The sequence below is a fragment of the Streptomyces sp. NPDC032822 genome (genome assembly GCF_055578825.1).
This window is the reverse complement of the sequence record NZ_JBVIOL010000007.1, coordinates 241574-263529: the sequence shown is the minus strand read 5'-3', so window position 1 is coordinate 263529 and position 21956 is coordinate 241574. Positions and strand designations below refer to the sequence as shown.

14 protein-coding genes are annotated in these 21956 nt (G+C 71.5%); 10 read left to right on the top strand and 4 right to left on the bottom strand.

The annotated features are described in order from the left end of the window. Positions 1 to 23: 23 nt before the first annotated feature. A complete protein-coding gene (gene moeZ, locus ACZ5VD_RS21715) occupies positions 24 to 1202 on the top strand; it encodes an adenylyltransferase/sulfurtransferase MoeZ (protein WP_468547211.1) in 1179 nt (392 codons plus the stop codon). Between the two features lie 65 nt (positions 1203 to 1267). Here the strand turns inward: moeZ and ACZ5VD_RS21710 are convergent, their stop codons facing one another. The 3 genes from ACZ5VD_RS21710 to ACZ5VD_RS21700 form a co-directional block, all read right to left on the bottom strand. After that, positions 1268 to 2815, bottom strand: coding sequence for an alpha/beta hydrolase (locus ACZ5VD_RS21710; RefSeq protein WP_468682965.1), 1548 nt, complete (start codon positions 2813 to 2815; stop codon positions 1268 to 1270). 159 nt (positions 2816 to 2974) lie between these two features. Continuing rightward, positions 2975 to 4519 carry an alpha/beta hydrolase gene (locus tag ACZ5VD_RS21705; RefSeq protein WP_468682964.1) on the bottom strand — a complete coding sequence of 515 codons (1545 nt, stop codon included), beginning with the start codon at positions 4517 to 4519 and terminating at the stop codon, positions 2975 to 2977. Positions 4520 to 4608: 89 nt separating this feature from the next. Next, positions 4609 to 7374, bottom strand: a complete 2766-nt coding sequence (locus ACZ5VD_RS21700; protein ID WP_468682963.1) for a lysylphosphatidylglycerol synthase transmembrane domain-containing protein — start codon at positions 7372 to 7374, stop codon at positions 4609 to 4611. Between the two features lie 186 nt (positions 7375 to 7560). Between ACZ5VD_RS21700 and ACZ5VD_RS21695 the strand changes: the two genes are divergently transcribed. From ACZ5VD_RS21695 to nudC, 5 genes are all read left to right on the top strand, one after another. Continuing rightward, complete coding sequence (locus tag ACZ5VD_RS21695; RefSeq protein WP_468547207.1) at positions 7561 to 7947, top strand: MGMT family protein; 387 nt, start codon at positions 7561 to 7563, stop codon at positions 7945 to 7947. Between the two features lie 314 nt (positions 7948 to 8261). Beyond that, positions 8262 to 11615 carry an ATP-dependent helicase gene (locus ACZ5VD_RS21690; protein WP_468682962.1) on the top strand — a complete coding sequence of 1118 codons (3354 nt, stop codon included), beginning with the start codon at positions 8262 to 8264 and terminating at the stop codon, positions 11613 to 11615. Between the two features lie 105 nt (positions 11616 to 11720). Then, positions 11721 to 15251 (top strand): UvrD-helicase domain-containing protein, encoded by a 3531-nt coding sequence (locus ACZ5VD_RS21685; RefSeq protein ID WP_468682961.1) that lies wholly within the window; start codon positions 11721 to 11723, stop codon positions 15249 to 15251. 10 nt (positions 15252 to 15261) lie between these two features. After that, on the top strand, positions 15262 to 16674 hold the full coding sequence (locus tag ACZ5VD_RS21680) for a dipeptidase (RefSeq protein ID WP_468682960.1): 1413 nt from the start codon (positions 15262 to 15264) through the stop codon (positions 16672 to 16674). A 155-nt stretch (positions 16675 to 16829) separates the two neighbouring features. Then, entirely contained in the window at positions 16830 to 17774 is a 945-nt protein-coding gene (nudC, locus tag ACZ5VD_RS21675) for an NAD(+) diphosphatase (protein ID WP_468547203.1), read from the top strand. A 102-nt stretch (positions 17775 to 17876) separates the two neighbouring features. Here the strand turns inward: nudC and ACZ5VD_RS21670 are convergent, their stop codons facing one another. Beyond that, the gene (locus ACZ5VD_RS21670) at positions 17877 to 18119 is read right to left on the bottom strand and encodes a mycoredoxin (RefSeq protein WP_468547202.1); all 243 of its coding nucleotides are present in this window, start codon (positions 18117 to 18119) and stop codon (positions 17877 to 17879) included. A gap of 184 nt (positions 18120 to 18303) precedes the next feature. Between ACZ5VD_RS21670 and ACZ5VD_RS21665 the strand changes: the two genes are divergently transcribed. The 4 genes from ACZ5VD_RS21665 (at position 18304) to ACZ5VD_RS21650 (ending at position 21858) form a co-directional block, all read left to right on the top strand. Continuing rightward, on the top strand, positions 18304 to 20508 hold the full coding sequence (locus tag ACZ5VD_RS21665) for an ATP-dependent DNA helicase UvrD2 (protein WP_468682959.1): 2205 nt from the start codon (positions 18304 to 18306) through the stop codon (positions 20506 to 20508). 165 nt (positions 20509 to 20673) lie between these two features. Further along, positions 20674 to 20994: a hypothetical protein gene (locus ACZ5VD_RS21660; RefSeq protein ID WP_468547200.1), complete on the top strand. Its 321-nt coding sequence runs from the start codon at positions 20674 to 20676 to the stop codon at positions 20992 to 20994. Between the two features lie 175 nt (positions 20995 to 21169). Further along, positions 21170 to 21538, top strand: a complete 369-nt coding sequence (locus ACZ5VD_RS21655) for a WhiB family transcriptional regulator (RefSeq protein WP_468547199.1) — start codon at positions 21170 to 21172, stop codon at positions 21536 to 21538. Beyond that, entirely contained in the window at positions 21535 to 21858 is a 324-nt protein-coding gene (locus ACZ5VD_RS21650; RefSeq protein WP_468547198.1) for a hypothetical protein, read from the top strand. The genes ACZ5VD_RS21655 and ACZ5VD_RS21650 overlap by 4 nt, the downstream gene beginning before the upstream one ends. Positions 21859 to 21956 lie beyond the last annotated feature (98 nt).

Genomic DNA, 21956 nt, shown 5'->3' with positions numbered 1-21956 from the left:
ATTGACCGACCAACGGAGTCCCCGTGTCGCTGCCACCCCTGGTCGAGCCCGCCGCCGAGCTCACCGTAGACGAGGTCCGCAGGTACTCCCGCCACCTGATCATCCCCGACGTCGGGATGGACGGGCAGAAGCGGCTGAAGAACGCCAAGGTGCTCTGTGTGGGCGCCGGCGGCCTGGGGTCGCCGGCACTGATGTACCTGGCCGCCGCGGGCGTGGGCACGCTCGGCATCGTGGAGTTCGACGAGGTCGACGAGTCGAACCTGCAGCGCCAGATCATCCACAGCCAGGCGGACATCGGCCGTTCCAAGGCCGCGTCCGCGCGCGACTCCGTCCTCGGCATCAACCCGTACGTGAACGTGGTCCTTCACGAAGAGCGGCTCGAAGCCGAGAACGTGATGGACATCTTCAGCCAGTACGACCTGATCGTGGACGGCACGGACAACTTCGCGACCCGTTACCTGGTCAACGACGCGTGCGTGCTGCTCAACAAGCCGTACGTGTGGGGCTCGATCTACCGCTTCGACGGTCAGGCCTCCGTCTTCTGGTCCGAGCACGGCCCCTGCTACCGCTGCCTCTACCCGGAGCCGCCGCCGCCGGGCATGGTCCCCTCCTGTGCCGAGGGCGGCGTCCTGGGCGTGCTGTGCGCGTCCATCGGCTCCATCCAGGTCAACGAGGCCATCAAGCTCCTCGCGGGCATCGGCGAGCCGCTCGTCGGCCGTCTGATGATCTACGACGCCCTGGAGATGCAGTACCGCCAGGTCAAGGTCCGCAAGGACCCGGACTGCGCGGTCTGCGGCGAGAACCCGACCGTCACCGAGCTCATCGACTACGAGGCCTTCTGCGGCGTCGTCTCCGAGGAGGCCCAGGAGGCGGCCGCCGGCTCGACGATCACTCCCAAGCAGCTCAAGGAGTGGATCGACGACGGCGAGAACATCGAGATCATCGACGTCCGCGAGATCAACGAGTACGAGATCGTCTCGATCCCGGGTGCCAAGCTGATCCCGAAGAACGAGTTCCTCATGGGCACCGCCCTGGAGAACCTCCCGCAGGACAAGAAGATCGTCCTGCACTGCAAGACGGGTGTCCGCAGTGCGGAAGTCCTCGCGGTCCTGAAGTCCGCGGGCTTCTCCGACGCCGTGCACGTCGGCGGCGGCGTGATCGGCTGGGTCAACCAGATCGAGCCGAGCAAGCCGGTCTACTGACCCCGCATCACCGTCCCGAAGGCGGGGGTCTCGCGCACCGACGGTGCCCGGGGCCCCCGCCGTCGTCATGAGCAGACCTTGCCGTCTTTCGGCACGGTGCCCGTCAGCAGGTACGCGTCCACCGTGGAGTCCACACAGTCGCTCCCGCTGCCGTAGGCACCATGGCCCTCGCCCTTCCAGGTGAGCACGACGCCGACATCCTCGCCCAGTTCGTCCGCCATCTTCCGGGTGCCCTCGTACGGTGTCGCGGGGTCGCCGGTGTTGCCGACCACCAGGATCGGCGCCGCACCGGACGCGCTCACCTCCGGGCTCTCGAACTGCCCGGCCACCGGCCAGTCGTGGCACCAGCCGGCCGTGTCCCAGCCCATGAAGTCGCCGAACACCGGCGAGATCTTCTCGAACCGCGGCAGCAGCTTCCTCGTCTCCTCGACCGTCGGCCGCTGCTTGTCGTCCAGGCACGATATGACCCGTTGCGAATGGGTCCCCGTGCCGTAGCGGCCCGACGGGGTGCGGTCGTTGTACTCGTCGGCCAGCGCCAACAGCTCCGAACCGTCTCCCTGTTCCGCCGCGGCCAGCGCGCTGGTGAGCGTCGGCCAGCTGTCCTTGCTGTACAGCGGCAGGACGATGCCGGTGACGGCGAGCGTCTGCGTCAGCGCGCGCCCCGAGGACGCGGGCAGCGGATCCGCGTCGATCCGCTCCAGCAGGTCGGCGATCTTCCGGGAGCCCTGCGCGGGATCCTGCCCGGTGGACTTCAGGTACTCGTCCAGCGCGCGCTGGAAGCCCCGGGCCTGGTTCTCCGCGTGGCCCACGGTGTCGGCGCTCGGGTCGACGACCGCGTCCAGGACCAGCCGTCCCACGTTCTCAGGGAACAAGTGGGCGTAGACGCCGCCGAGTTCGGTGCCGTACGAGATGCCGAAGTAGTGCATCTTGGTGTCGCCCAGGACGTGGCGCATCAGGTCCATGTCGCGCGCGGTGTCGGTGGTCGAGACATGAGCCAGCAGCTTCCCGGCGTCCTTCGCGCAGCCCTTGCCGAAGTCGACGGCGTCCTCGAAGTACGCCGTCTCCTCCGCCCGGGTGTCCGGGGAGACGTCCACCGACTCGGCCGCCTGGATCTCCTTGTCGCTGCGACAGCGGACGCCCTCGCTGGCGCCCACCCCGCGCGGATCCCAGCTGACCAGGTCGTACCGCTCGCGGAACTGGGAGGCGACGGCCGCGTACGCCGGCATCGTGGTGATGCCGGAGCCGCCCGGGCCGCCGAAGTTGAAGAGGAGGGAGCCGATGCGGTCGTCGCCCCGGGCCTCGGAACGGATCAGGGCGAGGCCGATGGTCTCGCCGTCCGGTTTCGACCAGTCCAGCGGCACCTTGAGCGTCGCGCACTCCCAGTCGCTGCCCGGAGCGGACGCGTCGGCGGTGGCCTTGCAGCGCCCCCAGCCGAGCTTCTGCGAGGTCAGCGAGGAGGGCAGGGCGTCGGCGGCACCGGGGGAGTCGGATGATGCCTGTGGCGGGCCGGTCTCTCCGCCGCTGTCGTCGTCACCGGACGAGCCGTTGCTGCACCCCGCCATCAGGAGTGTGGCGGCGGCGCCCAGGGCAGCCCACCGTACGAAACGCGTCATTGCAGTTCCCCCCTCGCAGGCCGTCCGCCCCATGCCGCGGATGGCTGTCCGGCCATAGTAGGCGGATCGCGAGACAGCCGCTGCGGCCTGTGGATAACGTTCTGACCTGCTCATTCGCTGGGGATTCGGCGGGGCCGCGCCGGGAATCCGGCACGGCTGTCAGGAACAGACGGTCCCGGCGGAGGGAACCTTCCCGTCCAGCAGATAGCCGTTCACGGCACCCTGCACGCACGTGTTCTTGCTGTCGTACGCGCCGTGCCCCTGACCCTTGTACGTCAGCTCCACGCCGACGCCCTCGCCCAGCGCGTCCACCATCTTCCTCGCGCCCTCGTACGGTGTGGCCGGGTCGCCGGTGTTGCCCACGACGAGGATCGGCGCGGAGTCGGGCGCGCTCACGTCGGGATGCCCGGCGGCGCCGTCCACCGCCCAGTCGGTGCAGCTGATCAGGCCCCAGGCCAGGAAGTCCCCGAACACGGCGGAGGCGGCCCGGAACTCCGGCAGCTTCCGCCGTACGTCGTCGGCCGTGTACCGCGGCTTGTCGTCGGCGCAGTTGACGGCGATGTTGGCGGCGGTGATGTTGCTGTACCGGCCGTCCTGGTTGCGTCCGTTCATCGAGTCGGACAGCGCCATCAGGATCTGCCCGTTCCCGTCGTAGGCCTCTTCGAGACCTTCGGTGAGGTATTCCCAGAAGTCCTGTGAGTACAGGGCCTGCGCGATGCCGCCGGTCGCGGCGGTCTGGGTCAGCCTGCGCGGGGCGATGCCGGGGAGCGGCTTGCTGTCGAGGTTCTTGAGCAGCTCGGCGATGCGGTCCTTGACGTCCTGGGCGGTGTCGCCGACCGGACAGTCCTCGGTCCTGGAGGTGCAGTCCTCGGCGTAGTTGTCGAGCGCGAGCTGGAAGCCCTCGGCCTGTCCGAGCGAGCCCTGTTCGGAGTCCTGCGTCGGGTCGACGACCGCGTCGAAGACCGCACGGCCGACCCTCTTGGGGAACAAGTGGGCGTAGACACCGCCGAGTTCGGTGCCGTACGAGATACCGAAGTAGTGCAGTTCGTCGTCGCCGAGGACCTGGCGCATCAGGTCCATGTCGCGGGCCGCGTCGGTGGTGCGGACATGCGGCAGCACCTTCTCGGAGTTCGTCTCGCAGGCCTGGTTGAACTCCTTGGTGTTCGCCACGAACGTGCTGCGCTCGGCCGCGTCGTCGGGGGTCGCGTCCTGTTGGAAATACGCGTCGAGTTCGAGGTCGTTCCCGCATTCCACGGGGGCACTGCGACCGACCCCGCGTGGGTCGAAGCTGACCAGGTCGTAGCGGGTGCGCAGGGTCGAGTAGTCCTCGCCGAAGGCGGGCAGCGTGGTGACGCCGGAGCCACCGGGGCCGCCGAAGTTGAAGATCAGCGAGCCGATCCGCTCACGCGCGGCGCCGCTCGCCCTGGCGCGGATCAGGGCCAGTTCGATCGTGTCGCCCTTGGGCTTGTCCCAGTCCAGGGGTGCCCTCATCGTGGCGCACTGCCAGGTCTCGCCGTCCGGCAGCGGCGACGGGGCATCGCCTCCGCCCTCCGCCGCGGACGGCGCCGGGCAGTCCTTCCAGCTCAGCTTCTGGGCCGCCACGTCCACGTCCCGGGAGTCGTCGCCGCACCCCGCCAGCGCGGTGGACAGCAGCAGGGCGGAGGCGGTGAGGGCAGCGGCACGCAGCCGGGGAGGGTTCGGCATGATCCCATCCTGGGGTCGCTCACGGCGGGCCGCTCGGGGCGCGGGCCGTACGAGGTACGCCGCCGGGACCGCCGTACTCGATCGCCGTCCTAGAGTGCGCCCTTGCGCGTGAGGTGGTTGAAGACGAGCCAGCCCGGCAGCACCGGAATCCACAGCGTCAGCAGTCGGAACAGCAGCACGGCCGGCGCGGCGACCTCCTTGGGGAGGCCGACGGCGATCAGGCCCACCGTCAGGGTCGCTTCCACCGCGCCCACACCGCCCGGCGTCGGCGCCGCGGACCCCAGCGCGTTGCCGGCCAGGAAGACGACCGCGACGCTGGCGATGCTGATCGAGGTCCCCTCGGTACCGAAGGCCCGGATCGACGCGTCCAGGCACATCACGAAGCAGGCCGTCAGGAGCAGCATGCCGCCGATCCCGGTGATCAGCTTCTGCGGCCGCTGGAGCACGTCGAGCATGCGCGGCACGACACCCGCGAACAGCGACCGCACGCGCGTGACGACGAATTTCCGCAGGAACGGCACCGAGGTCACCACGAGCACGAGCACCGCCACCGTGAGCAGACCCGCGATGACCGTCCGGGACGGCGACAGCGACGGGGTCTTCTCGGTACCGGTGAGATAGCCGAAGGACAGCAGCATCAGAATGTGGCAGCCGAGCCCGAACAGCTGCGACGCGCCGACACTCGCCACCGCCAGCCCCGGGCGGACGCCCGCGCGTTGCAGGAAGCGCGTGTTGAGGGCGACGCCGCCCACGGCGGCCGGCGCGACGATCTTCACGAACGATCCGGCGACCTGGGCGGCCACCGTCCGCACGAAGGGCACCCGCTCGGGCACGAAGCCCAACAGGGCCATCGCGGCAGCGAGGTAGCTCAGCGCGGAGAAGGCCACGGCGGCGGCGACCCAGCCCCACTCGGCGTTCTCGATGAGCGGGCCGAACTCGATGTGGGTGAGCTGCGTGAGCAGGAAGTACGCGCCGAACGCGCCGGCGATGAAGCTGAGCAGGGTGCGCGGACGCACCCGCTCCAGCCGGGCCGGCTCCACCGGGGCCTGCGGCCGGATCAGCAGCACCGCATGGCGGATCTGCGTGAGCAGGTCCTCCTCGCGCGCTTCGTCGATGGCGTCGTCGATGGCCCGCTTCTCGGCCCTGGCCTCCGCCTTCACGGCCTTCTTGTCGGGCTTTTCGAGTACGGGCCCGGTCTCGTCCGGCGTCTCCTCCAGATCGGCCTGCTTGGCCTGCCGGGACGCCTCCAGGACCGCTTCCCGCTCCCGCTCGGCCCGTTCCCGGGCCAGTCGGCGCAGTGTCCCGCGCGTGGAGCGGCTCAGCGCGATGGGCTGCAGCATCGGCAGACAGTCGGCCACGGCGTCGGGACCGAGCACGCCCACCGCCGCGGCGACCGCACGCTCGGCGCCCACCCGCAGGCCGAGCGTCACCAGCAGTTGGGAGGTGTCCATGCGCAGGAGCAGGTCACCGGCGGCGATCTCGCCGACGCGCAGGTCGGTGAGGATCACCGTGCCGGAACGATCCACCAGAACCGCGTCACCGACCAGTCTGCGATGCGCGATGCGCCGGGACTGCAGCGCCCGCACCTGGTGCCAGGTGTCGCGCAGCAGGTCGTCGGTGATCTCCTCGTCCGGCAGGGAGTCGAGGGTGCGCCCGCCGGTGTGCTCGTAGATGAGCATCACCGCGTCGGGACCCAGCTCCGAGGTCGCGATCAGCTTGGGCGCGTTGGCGCCGGCCGCGATGGCGGCGTACGCGAGCAGCGCCTCCTGCTCCAGCGCCTGCCGCAGCGACTGGAGGCTGCTGCGGGTCGCGAAGCCGCGCAGCGTCAGGTTGCGCCAGGCGCGGTAGAAGAAGCCCTGGGCCTGCTGTTCCCGGTCGACCACGGTGACGTCCAGCGGTGGACCGTCCTCCAGGGTGACGAAATAGCGCCGGCCCCGGTCTCCGGTCTCGGGGGTCTCCGGAACCTCCTCGCGGGCCGCGCTCACCGGGTGGAAGCCGACATGCCTGAGGCCCGCCATCAGGGTCCGTCCGGTGGGACGGACGTTGGGCGAGCCGACCGCGTAGAGCGTCCCGTAGGCCACGGTCCAGCCGATCAGCACCGTCAGGATGATCGAGAACGGTGTCGTGTAGCCGGTGACGAGCATCGAGAACGCGTCGAGCATCAGCACGATCCACAGGACCGCCCGCCAACGCGGTCTGCGCGACATGCCCACGGCCGTCATATAGGCGATGACGGGCGCCAGATAGCCGTGCACGGGGTCGGTGAGGGCGTGGATGTCGCCGGGGGAGGGCTGGGTGAGCGCCTCCTGGATGGAGCCGGGGGCGGCCTTGGCGACCCACAGGTCGGTGGCGAGGGTCACTCCGTGCGCGAGGACGGCCGCGAGGACGCCGTCGGCGATGCGCAGCCCGTCGCGCTTGATCAGCCGCTCGATCGCGAACGCGACCGGCACCAGCAGGATCGCGATGCTGGACGCCAGACCCGCGATCTTGATCAGCAGATCCGGTGCCTGCCCGGTGCCCTTGTTGATGTCCTGTTCGAGACCCGAGGTCGTGCCGTGCGCGAACGCGGCGACGGCGAGCAGCACGGCCACGGCGAGCACGCCGACCAGGAGCCGCATGAGGTCGGAGGGCCGGTGCACGCGCGCGGGGAGCAGGGGTTCGTCCCCCTCGACCTCGTCGGCGTGTACCTCGTCGGGGTCGCCGACCTCAGGGTCGGACCGCGGGGCGGACGCCTCCTTGTCGGCGTCGGGCGCGCCCTTTCTGTCCGTCTCCGGGTCCGCGTCGGCGGTGTCCGGGCGCGGCGATACGGCAGGGGTGCTCTCCGCGCCCTCGGGATGCACACCCTGCTGTTTCATCGTCTCTTCTTGATCTCGTATCACCGGTCACCGCCCGCACGATGGTGGCATGCCCCACCGACACGCGGGGGTGTCAGGGTGCATGTGCGGGGGCGCACAGTCTGCCCGAAGCGCCGTCCCAGGGCGAGGGACACCCACAGTGGCCAGCGCGTCGCTTTGTCGGTGGGGTGGGGCAGGATGGGTCGGATGAGCGAGGAGAGCCTTCCGAACGACGCCCGCGCGGAGTACGCGGACGGGCTGCCGGAGTACGCCGAGCGGGTCCTCGACGTCACCGAACGGATCCCGCCCGGCCATGTCATGACGTACGGGGATGTCGCGGAGTGGCTGGAGGAGGGCGGGCCCCGGCAGGTCGGCCGTGTCATGGCCCTCTACGGGGGAGCCGTTCCGTGGTGGCGGGTCGTGCGCGCGGACGGTGTCCTGCTCCCGGGCCACGAACTGGAGGCGCTCGGGCACTACCGCACCGAGAGCACACCCCTGAAAGAGGCGAGCAGGGCCTCCGAGGGGCATCTCCCGCGCGTCGACATGAGACGGGCGCGATGGGACGGCGGCGAACGCTCGGAGGGTCACACCTGACAGCTTCGGCCATCGAACGGCCCCACGGGCCGCCCGAGGTCCGTACGGGCGAAAGGGGGAGTGTCCGGGGCATGACGGAGAAAACAGGGCATGTCCGTGGCATGCCGTACGTTCGTGGGGCGGGGGGCACAGGTGTCGCGAGTGCCGTGCGGGCCGCGAGTGTCGCGCGGGCTGTGCGGGAAGAAGGGGAAGCCCTGCTTCCGCGACTTCCGTCGGCGTAGCGTCGGCTGCACGTGTCCCCCTCATCCCGCGATCACCGTCCTCCTCGCACGGAGGACGGACCCACAGCACACCCACCAGGACCGGCGAACCACGTGAGCTCCTTTTCCTCCACCAAGCGCCTGTCGCACCCACAGGGGCGACAGGGGAACCGTGGCGCTTACCGACTGGTGCGTACCCCGCCGGCCCGCATGGACCCCCCTCGTCTGGACGCCGCGCAGCGCTCCGTGGTTGACCACACCACCGGCCCTCTGCTCGTTCTCGCAGGTCCCGGTACCGGAAAGACCACCACGCTCGTCGAGTCCGTGGCGGCACGAATCGCCCGTGGCGGTGACCCCGCGCGCGTGCTGGTGCTGACGTTCAGCCGGAAGGCGGCCGTCGAACTGCGCGACCGCATGGCACTGCGGGTAGGGGCGGCACGCGCGCCCCAGGCGACCACCTTCCACTCGTTCTGCTACGCCCTGGTCCGTGCCCACCAGGACGCCGACCTGTTCGTGGAACCCCTCAGGCTGCTGTCCGGCCCGGAGCAGGACGTCGCCGTCCGCGAACTCCTCGCCGGCCAGCCCGACCTGGAACGGCTCGGGCTCGCGCACGTGCGCTGGCCGGACGACCTGCGCGCCTGTCTCACCACCCGCGGCTTCGCCGACGAGGTCCGCGCGGTCCTCGCCCGCAGCCGCGAACTGGGCCTGGACCCCGGCGCCCTGGACGCCTTCGCCCGCCGGATCGGCCGCCCCGACTGGCGCGCCGCGGCCGCCTTCCTCGCCGAGTACCTCGACGTCCTCGACCTCCAGGGCGTCCTCGACTACGCCGAACTGGTCCACCGCGCGGTCCTCCTCGCCCACCGCCCCGAGGTCGCCCAGCGGCTCGCCGCGCAGTACGACGTGGTCTTCGTCGACGAGTACCAGGACACCGATCCCGCCCAGGTACGACTGCTGCGCGCGCTCGCCGGCGGAGGCCGCACCCTGGTGGCCTTCGGCGACCCCGACCAGTCCATCTACACGTTCCGCGGTGCGGACGTGAACGGCATCCTGGACTTCCCGGACGCCTTCCCGCGCGCGGACGGTCGCCCGGCGCCCGTCGAGGTACTGCGCGTCTCCCGCCGGTCCGGCGCCGGCCTGCTGGCCGCGACCCGACTGCTGACCCAGCGCATGCCGCTGACCCGCCTCCCGGCCGACAAGGTGCGCGCCCACCGGGAGCTCACCCCGGTCCGCGACGGGGGCGGCGTCGAGGTGTACACGTATCCGACGCCCGGCACCGAGCTGGACAACATCGCCGACATCCTGCGCAGGGCGCACCTGGAGGACGGCGTCCCCTGGGGAGAGATGGCCGTCCTGGTGCGCGCCGGATCCCGCACCATCCCGACGGTCCGCCGCGCGCTCACCTCGGCCGGCGTGCCCCTGGACATCGACGGCGACGACCTCCCCCTCCGGCACGAACCGGCGGTGGCACCGCTGCTGACGGCACTGCGGGCGGTGGCCGCGGCGGAGGCGGCCCGCACGGACGAGAGCACGGACGGGCGCGGCGACGGGGACGCCGGGGACGCCGGGGACGCCGCCCCCGAGACCTCCTGGATCGGCACCGAAACCGCCCTCACCCTCCTGACCTCCCCCCTCGCGAGCATGGACGCCGCCGATCTGCGCCGCCTCGGCCGTGCCCTGCGCGACGAGGAGCGGGCCGCGGGCAACGCCCTGCCGCCGCCCTCGGACGAGCTGCTGGCGCGGGCGCTGGCCGAGCCGGAACGGCTGGCCGTCCACGACCCCGCGTACGCCCGGGGTGCCCAGCGGCTCGGCGCGCTGCTCAGGAAGGCCCGTGAGCGTCTCGCGGGCGGCGGCAGCGCCGAGGAGGCGCTGTGGGACCTCTGGGAGGGCACGCCGTGGCCCGCGCGCCTGGAGCGGGCCGCGAAGCGCGGCGGCGCGGCCGGGCGCAACGCGGACCGCGACCTGGACGCCGTGTGCGCGCTGTTCGCGACCGCGGCCCGTGCGGAGGAACGCACCGGCGGCCGGGGCACCCTGAACTTCCTGGAGGAGATCGACGCCGAGGACATCGCCGCCGACACGCTCACGCGGCGTGTGGTACGCCCCGACGCCGTCCGTCTGATGACCGCGCACCGCTCCAAGGGCCTGGAGTGGCGGCTCGTCGTCGTCGCGGGCGTCCAGGAGGGGCTGTGGCCCGATCTGCGCCGGCGCGGCTCCCTCCTGGAGGCCGACCGGATCGGCCGCGACGGACTCGCCGAACCGCTCACCCCGGGCGCACTGCTCGCCGAGGAGCGCCGCCTGTTCTACGTGGCCGCCACCCGCGCGCGGGAACGCCTCGTCGTCACCGCGGTCAAGGCGCCCGCGGACGACGGCGACCAGCCCTCCCGCTTCCTGACCGAACTCGGCGCCGAACCGAAGGACGTCACGGGCCGCCCCCGCCGCCCCCTGTCCGTCCCGGCACTCGTCGCCGAACTCCGCGCCACCACCGTCGACCCGCGCGTCTCGGGCCCCCTCAGGGAGGCCGCCGCGCGCCGCCTGGCACGGCTCGCCGCACTCGCCGACGAGGACGGCCGCCCCCTGGTCCCGTCGGCCCACCCCTACCGCTGGTGGGGCATGTTCGAGCCGACCGAGAGCAAGATCCCGCTGCGCGACCGCGACCAGCCCGTCGTGCTCTCCGGGAGCGCCCTCGACCAGCTCGCCAACACCTGTGCCCTGCAGTGGTTCCTGGGACGCGAGGTGAAGGCCGACGCGCCCGCGACGGTCGCCCAGGGCTTCGGCAACGTGGTGCACGTCCTGGCCGACGAGGTCGCCTCCGGACACACCCCGGCCGACCTCGCCGTCCTCATGGAACGCCTGGACTCCGTGTGGAACGCCCTGGCCTTCGACGCGCCGTGGAAGTCGGCGCAGGAGAAGGAGAACGCGCGCGTGGCGCTCGAACGCTTCCTGAAGTGGCATGTCGATTCCGGCGGTGTCCGCACCGGCCGCACCCCGGTGGCCAGCGAGCACGACTTCGACGTCACCCTCGACGCGGGCGAGGTCGAGGTCCGCATCCGAGGCCAGATGGACCGCGTCGAGACCGACGGCGAGGGCCGTGCCTATGTCGTCGACTTCAAGACCGGCAAACAGGCACCGACCGCGGCCGAGGTGGAGCGCCACCCCCAGCTCGCCGTCTACCAGCTCGCCGTCCGCGAGGGCGCCGTCGACGAGGCCTTCGACGGGGTGCGCCCCGAGCCGGGCGGCGCCGAACTCGTCCAGCTGCGTCAGGGCGCCGCCAAGCGGGACGGCGGCGAGACCCTGCCCAAGGTGCAGGCCCAGGAGCCCCTCGAAGGAGAGTGGGTCGGCGACCTGCTGGCCACGGCCGCCGGCAAGGTCCTCGACGAACGGTTCACGCCGAGCGCGGGCCAGCACTGCACACACTGCGCCTTCCGGGCCTCGTGCAGCGCGCAGCCCGAAGGCCGGCACGTGGTGGAGTGAGCGCCGCAGTGTGACCGGTTGCACCTCGCGTGCTGACCTGCGTTTCTCCCGACCCCGGGGGCGACACGTCCTCGGTTGTCAGTGGGCGCCGCTAGCCTCTCCGACATGCCCGCCCGTATCACCGATCCCGATCAGCTCAAGGAGCTCCTCGGCATCCCGTTCACCCCGGAGCAGACGGCCTGCATCATCGCGCCGCCCGCCCCGCAGGTGATCGTGGCCGGCGCCGGCTCGGGCAAGACGACGGTGATGGCGGCCCGCGTGGTGTGGCTGGTCGGCACCGGCCAGGTCGCCCCGGAACAGGTCCTCGGCCTCACCTTCACCAACAAGGCCGCCGGTGAACTCGCCGAGCGGGTCCGCAAGGCGCTGATCAGGGCCGGCGTCACCGACCCCGACGCCATCGACCCGGACAACCCGCCGGGCGAGCCGGTGATCTCCACGTACCACGCCTTCGCGGGCCGTCTCCTGACCGACCACGGCCTGCGCATCGGCCTGGAGCCCACCTCCCGGCTGCTCGCCGACGCCACCCGCTTCCAGCTCGCCGCACGTGTGCTGCGCGAGGCCCCCGGCCCCTACCCGGCGCTGACCCGCTCCTTCGCCGACCTCGTCAGCGACCTCCTCGCGCTCGACGCCGAACTCGCCGAACACCTCGTACGCCCCGAGGACCTGCGCGCGTACGACGCCGAACTGCTGCGCATGCTGGAGGGCGCCAAGCTCACCAACGACGCCCTGCGCAAGGTCCCCGAGACGGCCACCGCCCGCCGTGAACTCGCCGACCTGGTCGTCCGCTACCGCGCCGCCAAGCGCGAACGCGACCTGCTGGACTTCGGCGACCAGATCGCCCGCTCCGCGCAACTCGCCGGTATCCCCGAAGTGGGACGCGTCCTGCGCGACGAGTTCCGTGTGGTGCTCCTCGACGAGTACCAGGACACCTCGGTGGCCCAGCGCATCCTCCTCGCGGGCCTGTTCGGCGGGGGCACCGGCCATCCCGTGACCGCCGTCGGCGACCCCTGCCAGGCGATCTACGGCTGGCGCGGCGCCTCCGTCGCCAACCTCGACGACTTTCCCGAACACTTCGCCCACACCGACGGCCGCCCGGCCGCCCGGCAGGCACTCAGCGAGAACCGCCGCAGCGGCGGCCGGCTCCTCGACCTCGCCAACCGACTGGCCGAACCCCTGCGCGCCATGCACGCGGGCGTGGAGGCCCTGCGCCCGGCCCCGGGCGCCGAACGCGACGGCACGGTCCGCTGCGCTCTCCTGCCGACCCACGCCGAGGAGATCGACTGGCTCGCCGACTCCCTCGCCCATCTGGTGAACACGGGCAAGGCACCCGGCGAGATCGCCGTCCTGTGCCGCACGGCCACCGACTTCGCCGAGATCCAGGGCGCGCTCGTCGCCCGGGACGTCCCCGTCGAGGTCGTCGGCCTCTCCGGCCTGCTGCACCTGCCCGAGATCGCCGACCTCGTCGCCGTCTGCGAGGTCCTCCAGGACCCCGGGGCCAACGCCTCCCTCGTCCGGCTGCTGACCGGCCCCCGCTGGCGCATCGGCCCGCGCGACCTCGCCCTCCTGGGGCGGCGCGCCCGGCTGCTGGTGACCCACGCGCGCGTGGACGGCGACGACGACCCGGACCGCCGGCTCGCCGAGGCCGTCGAGGGGGTCGACCCGTCCGAGGTGATATCGCTCGCGGACGCCCTCGACACGTTCCTGGAAACACCGTTCGACGGCGGCGGGGACGATGACGGGCTGCCCTTCTCGCCGGACGCGCGCGTGCGGTTCGCCCGCCTGGCCACCGAGCTGCGCGATCTGCGGCGCTCCCTGTCCGACCCGCTGATGGACGTCCTGCACCGCGTCCTCGCCGTCACCGGCCTGGAGGTGGAACTCTCGGCGTCCCCGCACGCCCTGGCCGCCCGCCGCCGCGAGACCCTGTCCAACTTCCTGGACGTCGCCGCGTCCTTCGCCGCCGGTGACAACGAGGCGAGCCTCCTCGCCTTCCTCGCCTTCCTGCGCACCGCCGCCCAGTACGAGAAGGGCCTCGACAACGCCCTGCCCGGCGGCGAGAACACCGTCAAGGTGCTCACCGCACACAAGTCCAAGGGCCTGGAATGGGACGTCGTGGCCGTCCCCGGCCTGGTCACCGGCACCTTCCCCAGCACCCAGGGCCGCGAGAAGTGGACCGCCCAGGGCAAGGTGCTGCCGCACGAACTGCGTGGCGACACCGCCACACTCCCCGACGTCACCTCCTGGGACTCCCGTGGCCTGAAGGCCTTCCAAGCGGCCATGAAGGAACACCAGCACACCGAGGAACTCCGCCTCGGTTACGTCACCTTCACCCGTCCCCGCTCCCTCCTGCTCGGCTCCGGTCACTGGTGGGGCCCCTCCCAGAAGAAGCCCCGCGGCCCGTCCGACTTCCTGCAGGACCTGTACGACCACTGCGCGGCCGGACACGGTGAGATCGAGGCATGGGCGGAGGAGCCCGCGGCGGACGAGGAGAACCCGGCCCTGCACCGGCAGTCCGCCGACCAGGTGTGGCCCCTGCCGCTGGACGAGACGTCCCTCACCAGGCGTCGAGCCGCCGCCGAGACGGTCCTCACCCACCTGGAACACCTCGCCTCCCACGAGGACGGCCACCCCGCGGCCACCCACGACCCGGACACCTACACCGACCCGGACTGGCCCGTGCCACCGGACGACGAGGCGGCTCCCGAGGACGACGGGTTCGACGACCACCGCTACGAGGAGGCCCCCTTCGCGGAGGCGGACCCCTTCGGCGAGGAGGACCCTTCCGACTGGGACTCCTGGACCGCCGACCGCCCGACCGTCCCGCACCAGGCCATGGCCCCGGAACCCGCGAAGCACCCTGGTACGGAACCAGCGCGCCCTCACCCCACCGAACCCGGCGGCAGCCCCCTCACCCCCGAGGAGGCCCGCACCGTCGCCTCCTGGGACCGTGACCTCGACGCCCTCACCGGCGAACTCCTGCGCGCCCGCGAGACCGTCACCGACGTCCCCCTGCCGGCGTCGCTGACCGCGTCCCAGCTGATGCGCCTGGCCGCCGACCCGGACGGCCTCGCACAGGAACTGGCCCGCCCCATGCCCCGCCCGCCGCAGCCCGCGGCCCGCCGCGGCACCCGCTTCCACGCCTGGGTCGAGTCCCGCTTCGAGGCGCTGACACTGCCCATGCTGGAGCCGGAGGAACTCCCCGGCAGCGAGGCCGAGATCGCCGACGAACGCGACCTCGAAGCCCTCAAGGACGCCTTCGAGCGCACCGACTACGCCCGGCGCACGCCCTACCGCGTCGAGGCTCCCTTCCAGCTCGCCATCGCCGGCCGTGTGGTCCGGGGCCGCATCGACGCCGTCTACAAGGAAGGCGACGGCCCGACGGCGACGTACGAGATCCTCGACTGGAAGACCACCCGTACCGGCACCGCCGACCCGCTCCAGCTGGCCATCTACCGGGTGGCCTGGGCCGAGCGGCAGGAAGTGCCCCTGGAGTCGGTCACCGCCGCCTTCCTCTTCGTGCGCACCGGTGAGGTCGTCCACCCGGACGCCCTCCCAGGTCGGGCCGCTCTTGAGCGGCTCCTCCAGGAGGCGCCGGAGGGTGAGGAACCGCACGACGAGGATGTCGGTGCGGGCCGCTAGGCTCGTGACCATGAGCCAGCCCGTTGACAGTGCCGTCAGCGCCGTCCGTACGTACATCGGGCAGCACCGCGCCGCCTTCCTCGACGACCTCGCCGAGTGGCTGCGCATCCCGTCCGTGTCGGCCCAGCCCGACCACACGGCCGACGTGCGCCGCAGCGCCGACTGGCTCGCCGCCACACTCCTGGAGACCGGCTTCCCGACCGCCGAGGTCTGGGAGACCCCGGGAGCGCCCGCCGTGTTCGCCGAGTGGCGCTCCGACAACCCCGAGGCACCCACGGTCCTCGTCTACGGTCACCACGACGTACAGCCCGCCGCCCGGGAGGACGGCTGGGACAGCGAACCCTTCGAGCCCGTCGTTCGCGACCACCGCCTCTACGCGCGCGGTGCGGCCGACGACAAGGGCCAGGTGTTCTTCCACACACTCGGTGTCCGTGCCCACCTCGCCGCCACCGGCCGCACCACCCCGGCGGTGCACCTCAAGCTGCTGATCGAGGGCGAGGAGGAGTCGGGCTCCCCACACTTCCGGAGACTCGTCGAGGAGCGCGCCGGCCGGCTCGCCGCCGACGCCGTGATCGTCTCCGACACCGGCATGTGGTCCGAGGACACCCCCACCGTGTGCACCGGCATGCGCGGCCTCGCCGAGTGCGAGATCCGGCTCCACGGCCCCGACCAGGACATCCACTCCGGCTCGTTCGGCGGCGCCGTCCCCAACCCGGCCACCGCCGTCGCCCGCCTGGTCGCCGCCCTGCACGACGAGCACGCGCGCGTGACCGTCCCCGGCTTCTACGACGGCATCGTCGAGCTCACCGACCGCGAGCGCGAGCTCTTCGCCGAACTGCCCTTCGACGAGCAGGAGTGGCTGCGCACCGCTCACTCCCACGCCACCTGGGGAGAGACCGGTCACACCACCCTGGAGCGTGTCTGGGCCCGTCCCACCGCCGAGGTCAACGGCATCGGCGGCGGCTACCAGGGCCCCGGCAGCAAGACGATCGTGCCGACCTCGGCCATGGTGAAACTCTCCTTCCGGCTGGTCGCGGGCCAGGACCCCGACCACATCGAGAAGGCCGTCCGCGAATGGGCCGCCCAGCAGGTGCCCGAGGGAATCCGGCAGGAGATCACGTTCGCCCCGGCCACCCGCCCGTGTCTGACACCGCTGGACCACCCGGCCCTGCGGTCCGTCGTCCGCGCCATGGGCCGGGCCTTCGACAAGCCCGTCCGCTTCACCCGGGAAGGCGGTTCGGGGCCCGCCGCCGACCTCCAGGAAGTCCTCGGCGCACCCGTGCTCTTCCTCGGCATCTCCGTCCCCTCCGACGGCTGGCACGCGCCGAACGAGAAGGTCGAGCTCGACCTCCTCCTCAAGGGCGTGGAGACCACCGCCTACCTGTGGGGCGACCTGGCGGAGCACTGGGGCCATGCGCCCTGACCGTCCCGCGCCGCCCGGATCGGCATGGCGCGCGGGGCACACTGGAAGAGATGTCCTGTACCCCCACGCCCCGCCGGACCCGGTCGCCTCCCGCCGTACGTCCCGCCGAACCACCCGCTGAAAAACACTTTCCACCGGGGGAGTTGGAAGCACTCGTGACCACCTGGACCGACCACACCGCCGACCGTCCCGTCTCGCTCACCGCCCCGAGCGGCATCGACCGGGCCGCCCACCACCGGCTCGACGAGGCATGGCTCGCGGCGGCGTGGAGCCACCCCACCACCCGCTGCTTCGTGGTCTCCGGCGGCCAGGTCCTGATCGACGAAACGGCCGACGGCCGGACCGAACTCCTCATGACCCCGGCCTTCGAGGCCCCCCTCACCGAGGCACACCGCTACTTCCTCGGCATCGACGAGGACGGCACGCGCTACTTCGCCCTCCAGAAGGACACGCTCCCCGGCCGCATCGACCAGTCCGCGCGCCCGGCGGGCCTGCGCGAGGCCGGTCTGCTCCTGTCGCCCCGCGAAGCAGGCCTGATGGTGCACGCGGTCGGCCTGGAGAACTGGCAGCGCACCCACCGCTTCTGCTCCCGCTGCGGTGACCGCACGGTCATCGCGGCGGCCGGACACATCAGGCGCTGCCAGGCCTGCGGAGCGGAGCACTACCCGCGTACCGACCCCGCCGTGATCATGGCCGTGACCGACGAGGACGACCGCATCCTGCTGGGCCGCCAGGTCCACTGGCCCGAAGGCCGCTTCTCGACGCTCGCCGGCTTCGTCGAGCCGGGCGAGTCCATCGAGCAGTCGGTGCGCCGCGAGGTCTTCGAGGAGGCCGGCATCACCGTCGGCCAGGTCGAGTACGTCGCCAGCCAGCCCTGGCCCTTCCCGTCCAGCCTCATGCTGGGCTTCATGGCCCGCGCCACCTCGACCGACATCGACGTCGACGGGGACGAGATCCACGAGGCCCGCTGGTTCTCCCGCGACGACCTGGGCGCCGCCTTCGAGTCCGGCGAGGTGCTCCCGCCCTACGGCATCTCGATCGCGGCCCGCCTGATCGAACTCTGGTACGGCAAGCCGCTGCCGACGAGGAACTTCGTCTGACGCTCCCCGCCGGTGGGGGACACGGCACGAGAAGGCGGCCCCTGAATCACCTCAGGGACCGCCTTCCGACAACTCGGCCGACAAACCGGGTCGGCGAACCGGTTACGCGCCGATCTTCTGCTTGACCTGAGCCAGCGAAGGGTTCGTGAGCGTCGAACCGTCCGGGAAGAGCACGGTCGGAACCGTCTGGTTTCCGCCGTTCGCCTTCTCGACGAATGCGGCGGAGTCGGGGTCCTGCTCGATGTTGATCTCGTTGTACGCGATGCCCTCGCGGTCCATCTGGCCCTTCAGCCGACGGCAGTAGCCGCACCACGTGGTGCTGTACATCGTCACAGTGCCCGGCATGTCTCTCGTGCTCCTTCGGCGGTCGGCGGATGTGCCCTCGCAGTGGAGGAACGTATGTGAAAGGGCCACCATTCCCGCGCGCCGGGTGCGGCGGGACGTGACGCCTGCCGCATTGGTACGACTGCGAGTGCGCGCCTGTGGACAACCGGCTCACGGGTCTCCGCCGACCTGGCAGCATGGCCGTGTGACAGCAGCAACGCACTCCCCTCTCTTCCCGCAGACCCCGGACTCGGCCGACGCGGTACTCGAAGGGCTCGACCCCGAGCAGCGCGAGGTGGCCACCGCCCTGCACGGCCCGGTGTGCGTGCTGGCAGGCGCCGGCACGGGCAAGACACGGGCGATCACCCACCGCATCGCCTACGGGGTGCGTGCCGGAATCCTGCAGCCCTCCAGCGTGCTGGCCGTCACCTTCACCAACCGCGCCGCCGGCGAGATGCGCGGCCGGCTGCGCCAACTCGGCGCCGACGGTGTCCAGGCCCGCACCTTCCACTCGGCCGCCCTGCGCCAGCTCCAGTACTTCTGGCCGAAAGCCGTCGGCGGCTCGATGCCCCGGCTGGTCGACCGCAAGATCCAGCTCGTCGCCGACGCGGCCGCCGCCTGCCGCATCCGCCTCGACCGGGGCGAACTGCGGGACGTCACCGGTGAGATCGAATGGTCCAAGGTCACCCAGACCATCCCCGCCGACTACGCGCTCGCGGCCGCCAAAGTCGGCCGTGACGCCCCCCGTGACCCGGCGGAGATCGCCCAGATCTACTCCGCCTACGAGGACCTCAAGCGGGCCCGTGCGGTCATCGACTTCGAGGACGTCCTGCTGCTGACCGTCGCCGTCCTCCAGGACCGGCACGACATCGCCCAGCAGGTCCGCGCCCAGTACCAGCACTTCGTCGTCGACGAGTACCAGGACGTCAGCCCTCTCCAGCAGCGCCTGCTGGAGCTGTGGCTCGGCGACCGGGAGAACCTGTGCGTGGTCGGCGACGCCAGCCAGACGATCTACTCGTTCACAGGAGCAACTCCCGACCACCTGCTCGACTTCCGCACCCGCCACCCCGGGGCCACCGTCGTCAAACTGGTCCGCGACTACCGCTCCACCCCCCAGGTGGTCCATCTCGCCAACGGCCTGCTCGCCCAGGCCCGTGGCCGCGCCGCGGACCACCGGCTGGAGCTGGTCTCCCAGCGCACCGCCGGACCCGAGCCCCTCTACACCGAGTACACCGACGAGCCCGCCGAGGCCGAGGGCGCCGCCCGCCGCATCGCCGAGCTCATCGACGCCGGTGTCCGGGCCAGCGAGATCGCCATCCTGGTCCGCACGAACTCCCAGTCCGAGACCTACGAGCAGGCCCTCGCCGATGTCGGAGTCCCCTACCAGCTGCGGGGCGCCGAGCGGTTCTTCGACCGCCCCGAGGTGCGCAAGGCGAGCGTCGCGCTGCGCGGTGCGGCCCGCTTCGGCGGCAACGACTCCCTTCTCGACGACGTCGTCGACCTGCCTTCCCAGGTGCGTGCCGTGCTGTCGGGCGAGGGCTGGACCACCACGCCCCCGGCCGGTTCCGGAGCGGTCAGGGAGCGTTGGGAATCGCTGGCCGCGCTGGCGAACCTCGCGCAGGACTTCGCCGCCTCCAGGCCCGGCGCCACCCTGAGCGACCTGGTGGCCGAACTCGACGAGCGGGCGAGCGCTCAGCATGCCCCGACCGTCGAGGGCGTCACGCTCGCCTCCCTGCACTCGGCCAAGGGGCTGGAGTGGGACGTCGTCTTCCTGGTCGGGGTCGCCGAGGGCATGATGCCGATCACCTACGCAAAGACCGACGAGCAGATCGAGGAGGAACGGCGTCTTCTCTATGTCGGTGTCACCCGAGCCAGAGAGCGGCTGTACGTCTCCTGGGCCCTGTCCCGCTCGCCCGGCGGCCGTCCCAGCCGCAGGCCCAGCCGCTTCCTGAACGGCCTGCGTCCTGGTTCGACCGGCGCCGCCGGCCGAAGCGGGGCGAGCGGCACCGGGGGCGTCGAGCGCGGTTTCACCACCACCGGCGGCCGAGCGGGCGCCGTCCCCCGGCGCACCCAGCGCGCTCCGGCCCGCTGCCGGGTGTGCGGGCGCACCCTCACCGACGCCGGTGAGATGAAACTGATGCGCTGCGAGGACTGCCCGTCGGACATGGACGAGGGGCTCTACGAGCGGCTGCGGGAGTGGCGTGCGGTCCAGGCGCAGCTCAGCGGGCAGCCCGCCTTCTGCGTCTTCACCGACAAGACGCTGATGGCGATCGCCGAGGCCGTCCCCGACGACGACGGAGAGCTGGCGCGGATCCCCGGCGTCGGAATGCGCAAACTCAACCGCTACGGAGCCGATGTCCTGGCGATCTGCGCAGGCCAGGACCTCGGGGGAGAAGAAGATGAGGACTGATGCGAACTCGTCGAAAAAATAGTTTGCGCATGCCCCAGTAATCCCCATAGGTTCGTAGCCACGGGAACGGAGGCCTTCTCGAAGGCCCCGATTTCGTGCTGTACTTACATCTCCGTCGGACTGGCTCACCCCAGTCCCCCAAGACGCCGAGAGGAGGCGATTCCAGTGATCAGCATCAACAGCAGCTCCGTCAGCACCGCCAAAATGACCGATCTCTCGGTCGTCTCCACCTGCACGCTCGGCGTCTCGAACCTGGGCACCGGTCTGTCCGGCATTCCTGCCGTCCGTCCGGCGTCCTCCGTGTCTCTCGCGGGTCTTCCCGTCCGGGAGCGCAATGAGCGACCGACCAAGGCACTGGAAGCAGTAGAGGCACGGGCGCACGCCTATGCCTTTGTGGCCGCCGGTGCCGGAGACCGGAAGCAGACGACGCAGCACCACCTGATGTGGGCCTTCCGTGGGCCAGAACCCTGGAGTGATCCAGCCTGATCGATGATCAGGCCGGCGCCTTCAGGGCCGCGGAACCCCACCCGGGATCCGCGGCCCTTCTGTTTGTCCTCGAACGGGGACGACGGAGCGAAGGGGCCTCGGGACAAGACAAGAACCCGGTACCAGCCGGCACTCGGCCCAACAGGGCCGGAACGACAGACGAGGAAGACCAACCGTGCAACTCGAAGCGCACGCCCCGTCAGTACCGCCTTCCGAAACGATCCCCCCGCCCGGCCTCACGGAGGACTCCACCTTGATCCCGCTCACTGCGCTCACCGCGCTCGACGACGCCATCGAGAACCTCGGCGTACCCGTCCCCTGCCGGTCGTACGACCCGGAGGTCTTCTTCGCCGAATCGCCGGCGGACGTGGAGTACGCCAAGGCCCTGTGCCGTACCTGCCCGCTGGTCGAGGCCTGCCTCGCCGGTGCCAAGGAGCGGCGTGAGCCGTGGGGCGTCTGGGGTGGCGAGCTGTTCGTCCAGGGTGTCGTCGTCGCCCGGAAGCGGCCGCGTGGTCGCCCGCGCAAGAACCCGGTCACAGCATGAACACCGCAGGAACGATCGACCGTCCCTTCACGCACGACCCCAAGAAGCAGGCCCCGATGAAGCCGTCCACCGACGAACCCGCAGGCACCGCGCCTGAAGACTTCACCACCAGTGGTGCGATCGACTCGCGCCAGAACAGGACCCGAGAAATGCAACTCATCCCAGAAGCCCTGGCTCGTGCGCATATGCACGAGCGACTGCACGACGCCGAGCGGGAACGCCGGGCCCTGCGCCTGGCGACCGCCCGCCGGATGCAGCGCAGGGCGGAGCGTGCCTCGCTGCGCGCCCGCCGTGCGCTCGCCATGGCCGTCATGCAGTAGTCCCGAACACACCTGAAGCGGTGGCCTCCCGACCGGGAGGCGAAGCTCTCGCCGCGGGGCCGGTCCGTCCGAACGGACCGGCCCCGCGGCGCGTTGTC

Coding starts and splice junctions, on each gene's coding strand:
- ACZ5VD_RS21710 (WP_468682965.1), bottom strand. CDS start 2,815: ATGACGCGTTTCGTACGGTGGGCTGCCCTGGGCGCCGCCGCCACACTC.
- ACZ5VD_RS21705 (WP_468682964.1), bottom strand. CDS start 4,519: ATGCCGAACCCTCCCCGGCTGCGTGCCGCTGCCCTCACCGCCTCCGCC.
- ACZ5VD_RS21700 (WP_468682963.1), bottom strand. CDS start 7,374: ATGAAACAGCAGGGTGTGCATCCCGAGGGCGCGGAGAGCACCCCTGCC.
- ACZ5VD_RS21695 (WP_468547207.1), top strand. CDS start 7,561: ATGAGCGAGGAGAGCCTTCCGAACGACGCCCGCGCGGAGTACGCGGAC.
- ACZ5VD_RS21685 (WP_468682961.1), top strand. CDS start 11,721: ATGCCCGCCCGTATCACCGATCCCGATCAGCTCAAGGAGCTCCTCGGC.
- ACZ5VD_RS21680 (WP_468682960.1), top strand. CDS start 15,262: ATGAGCCAGCCCGTTGACAGTGCCGTCAGCGCCGTCCGTACGTACATC.
- ACZ5VD_RS21670 (WP_468547202.1), bottom strand. CDS start 18,119: ATGCCGGGCACTGTGACGATGTACAGCACCACGTGGTGCGGCTACTGC.
- ACZ5VD_RS21650 (WP_468547198.1), top strand. CDS start 21,535: ATGAACACCGCAGGAACGATCGACCGTCCCTTCACGCACGACCCCAAG.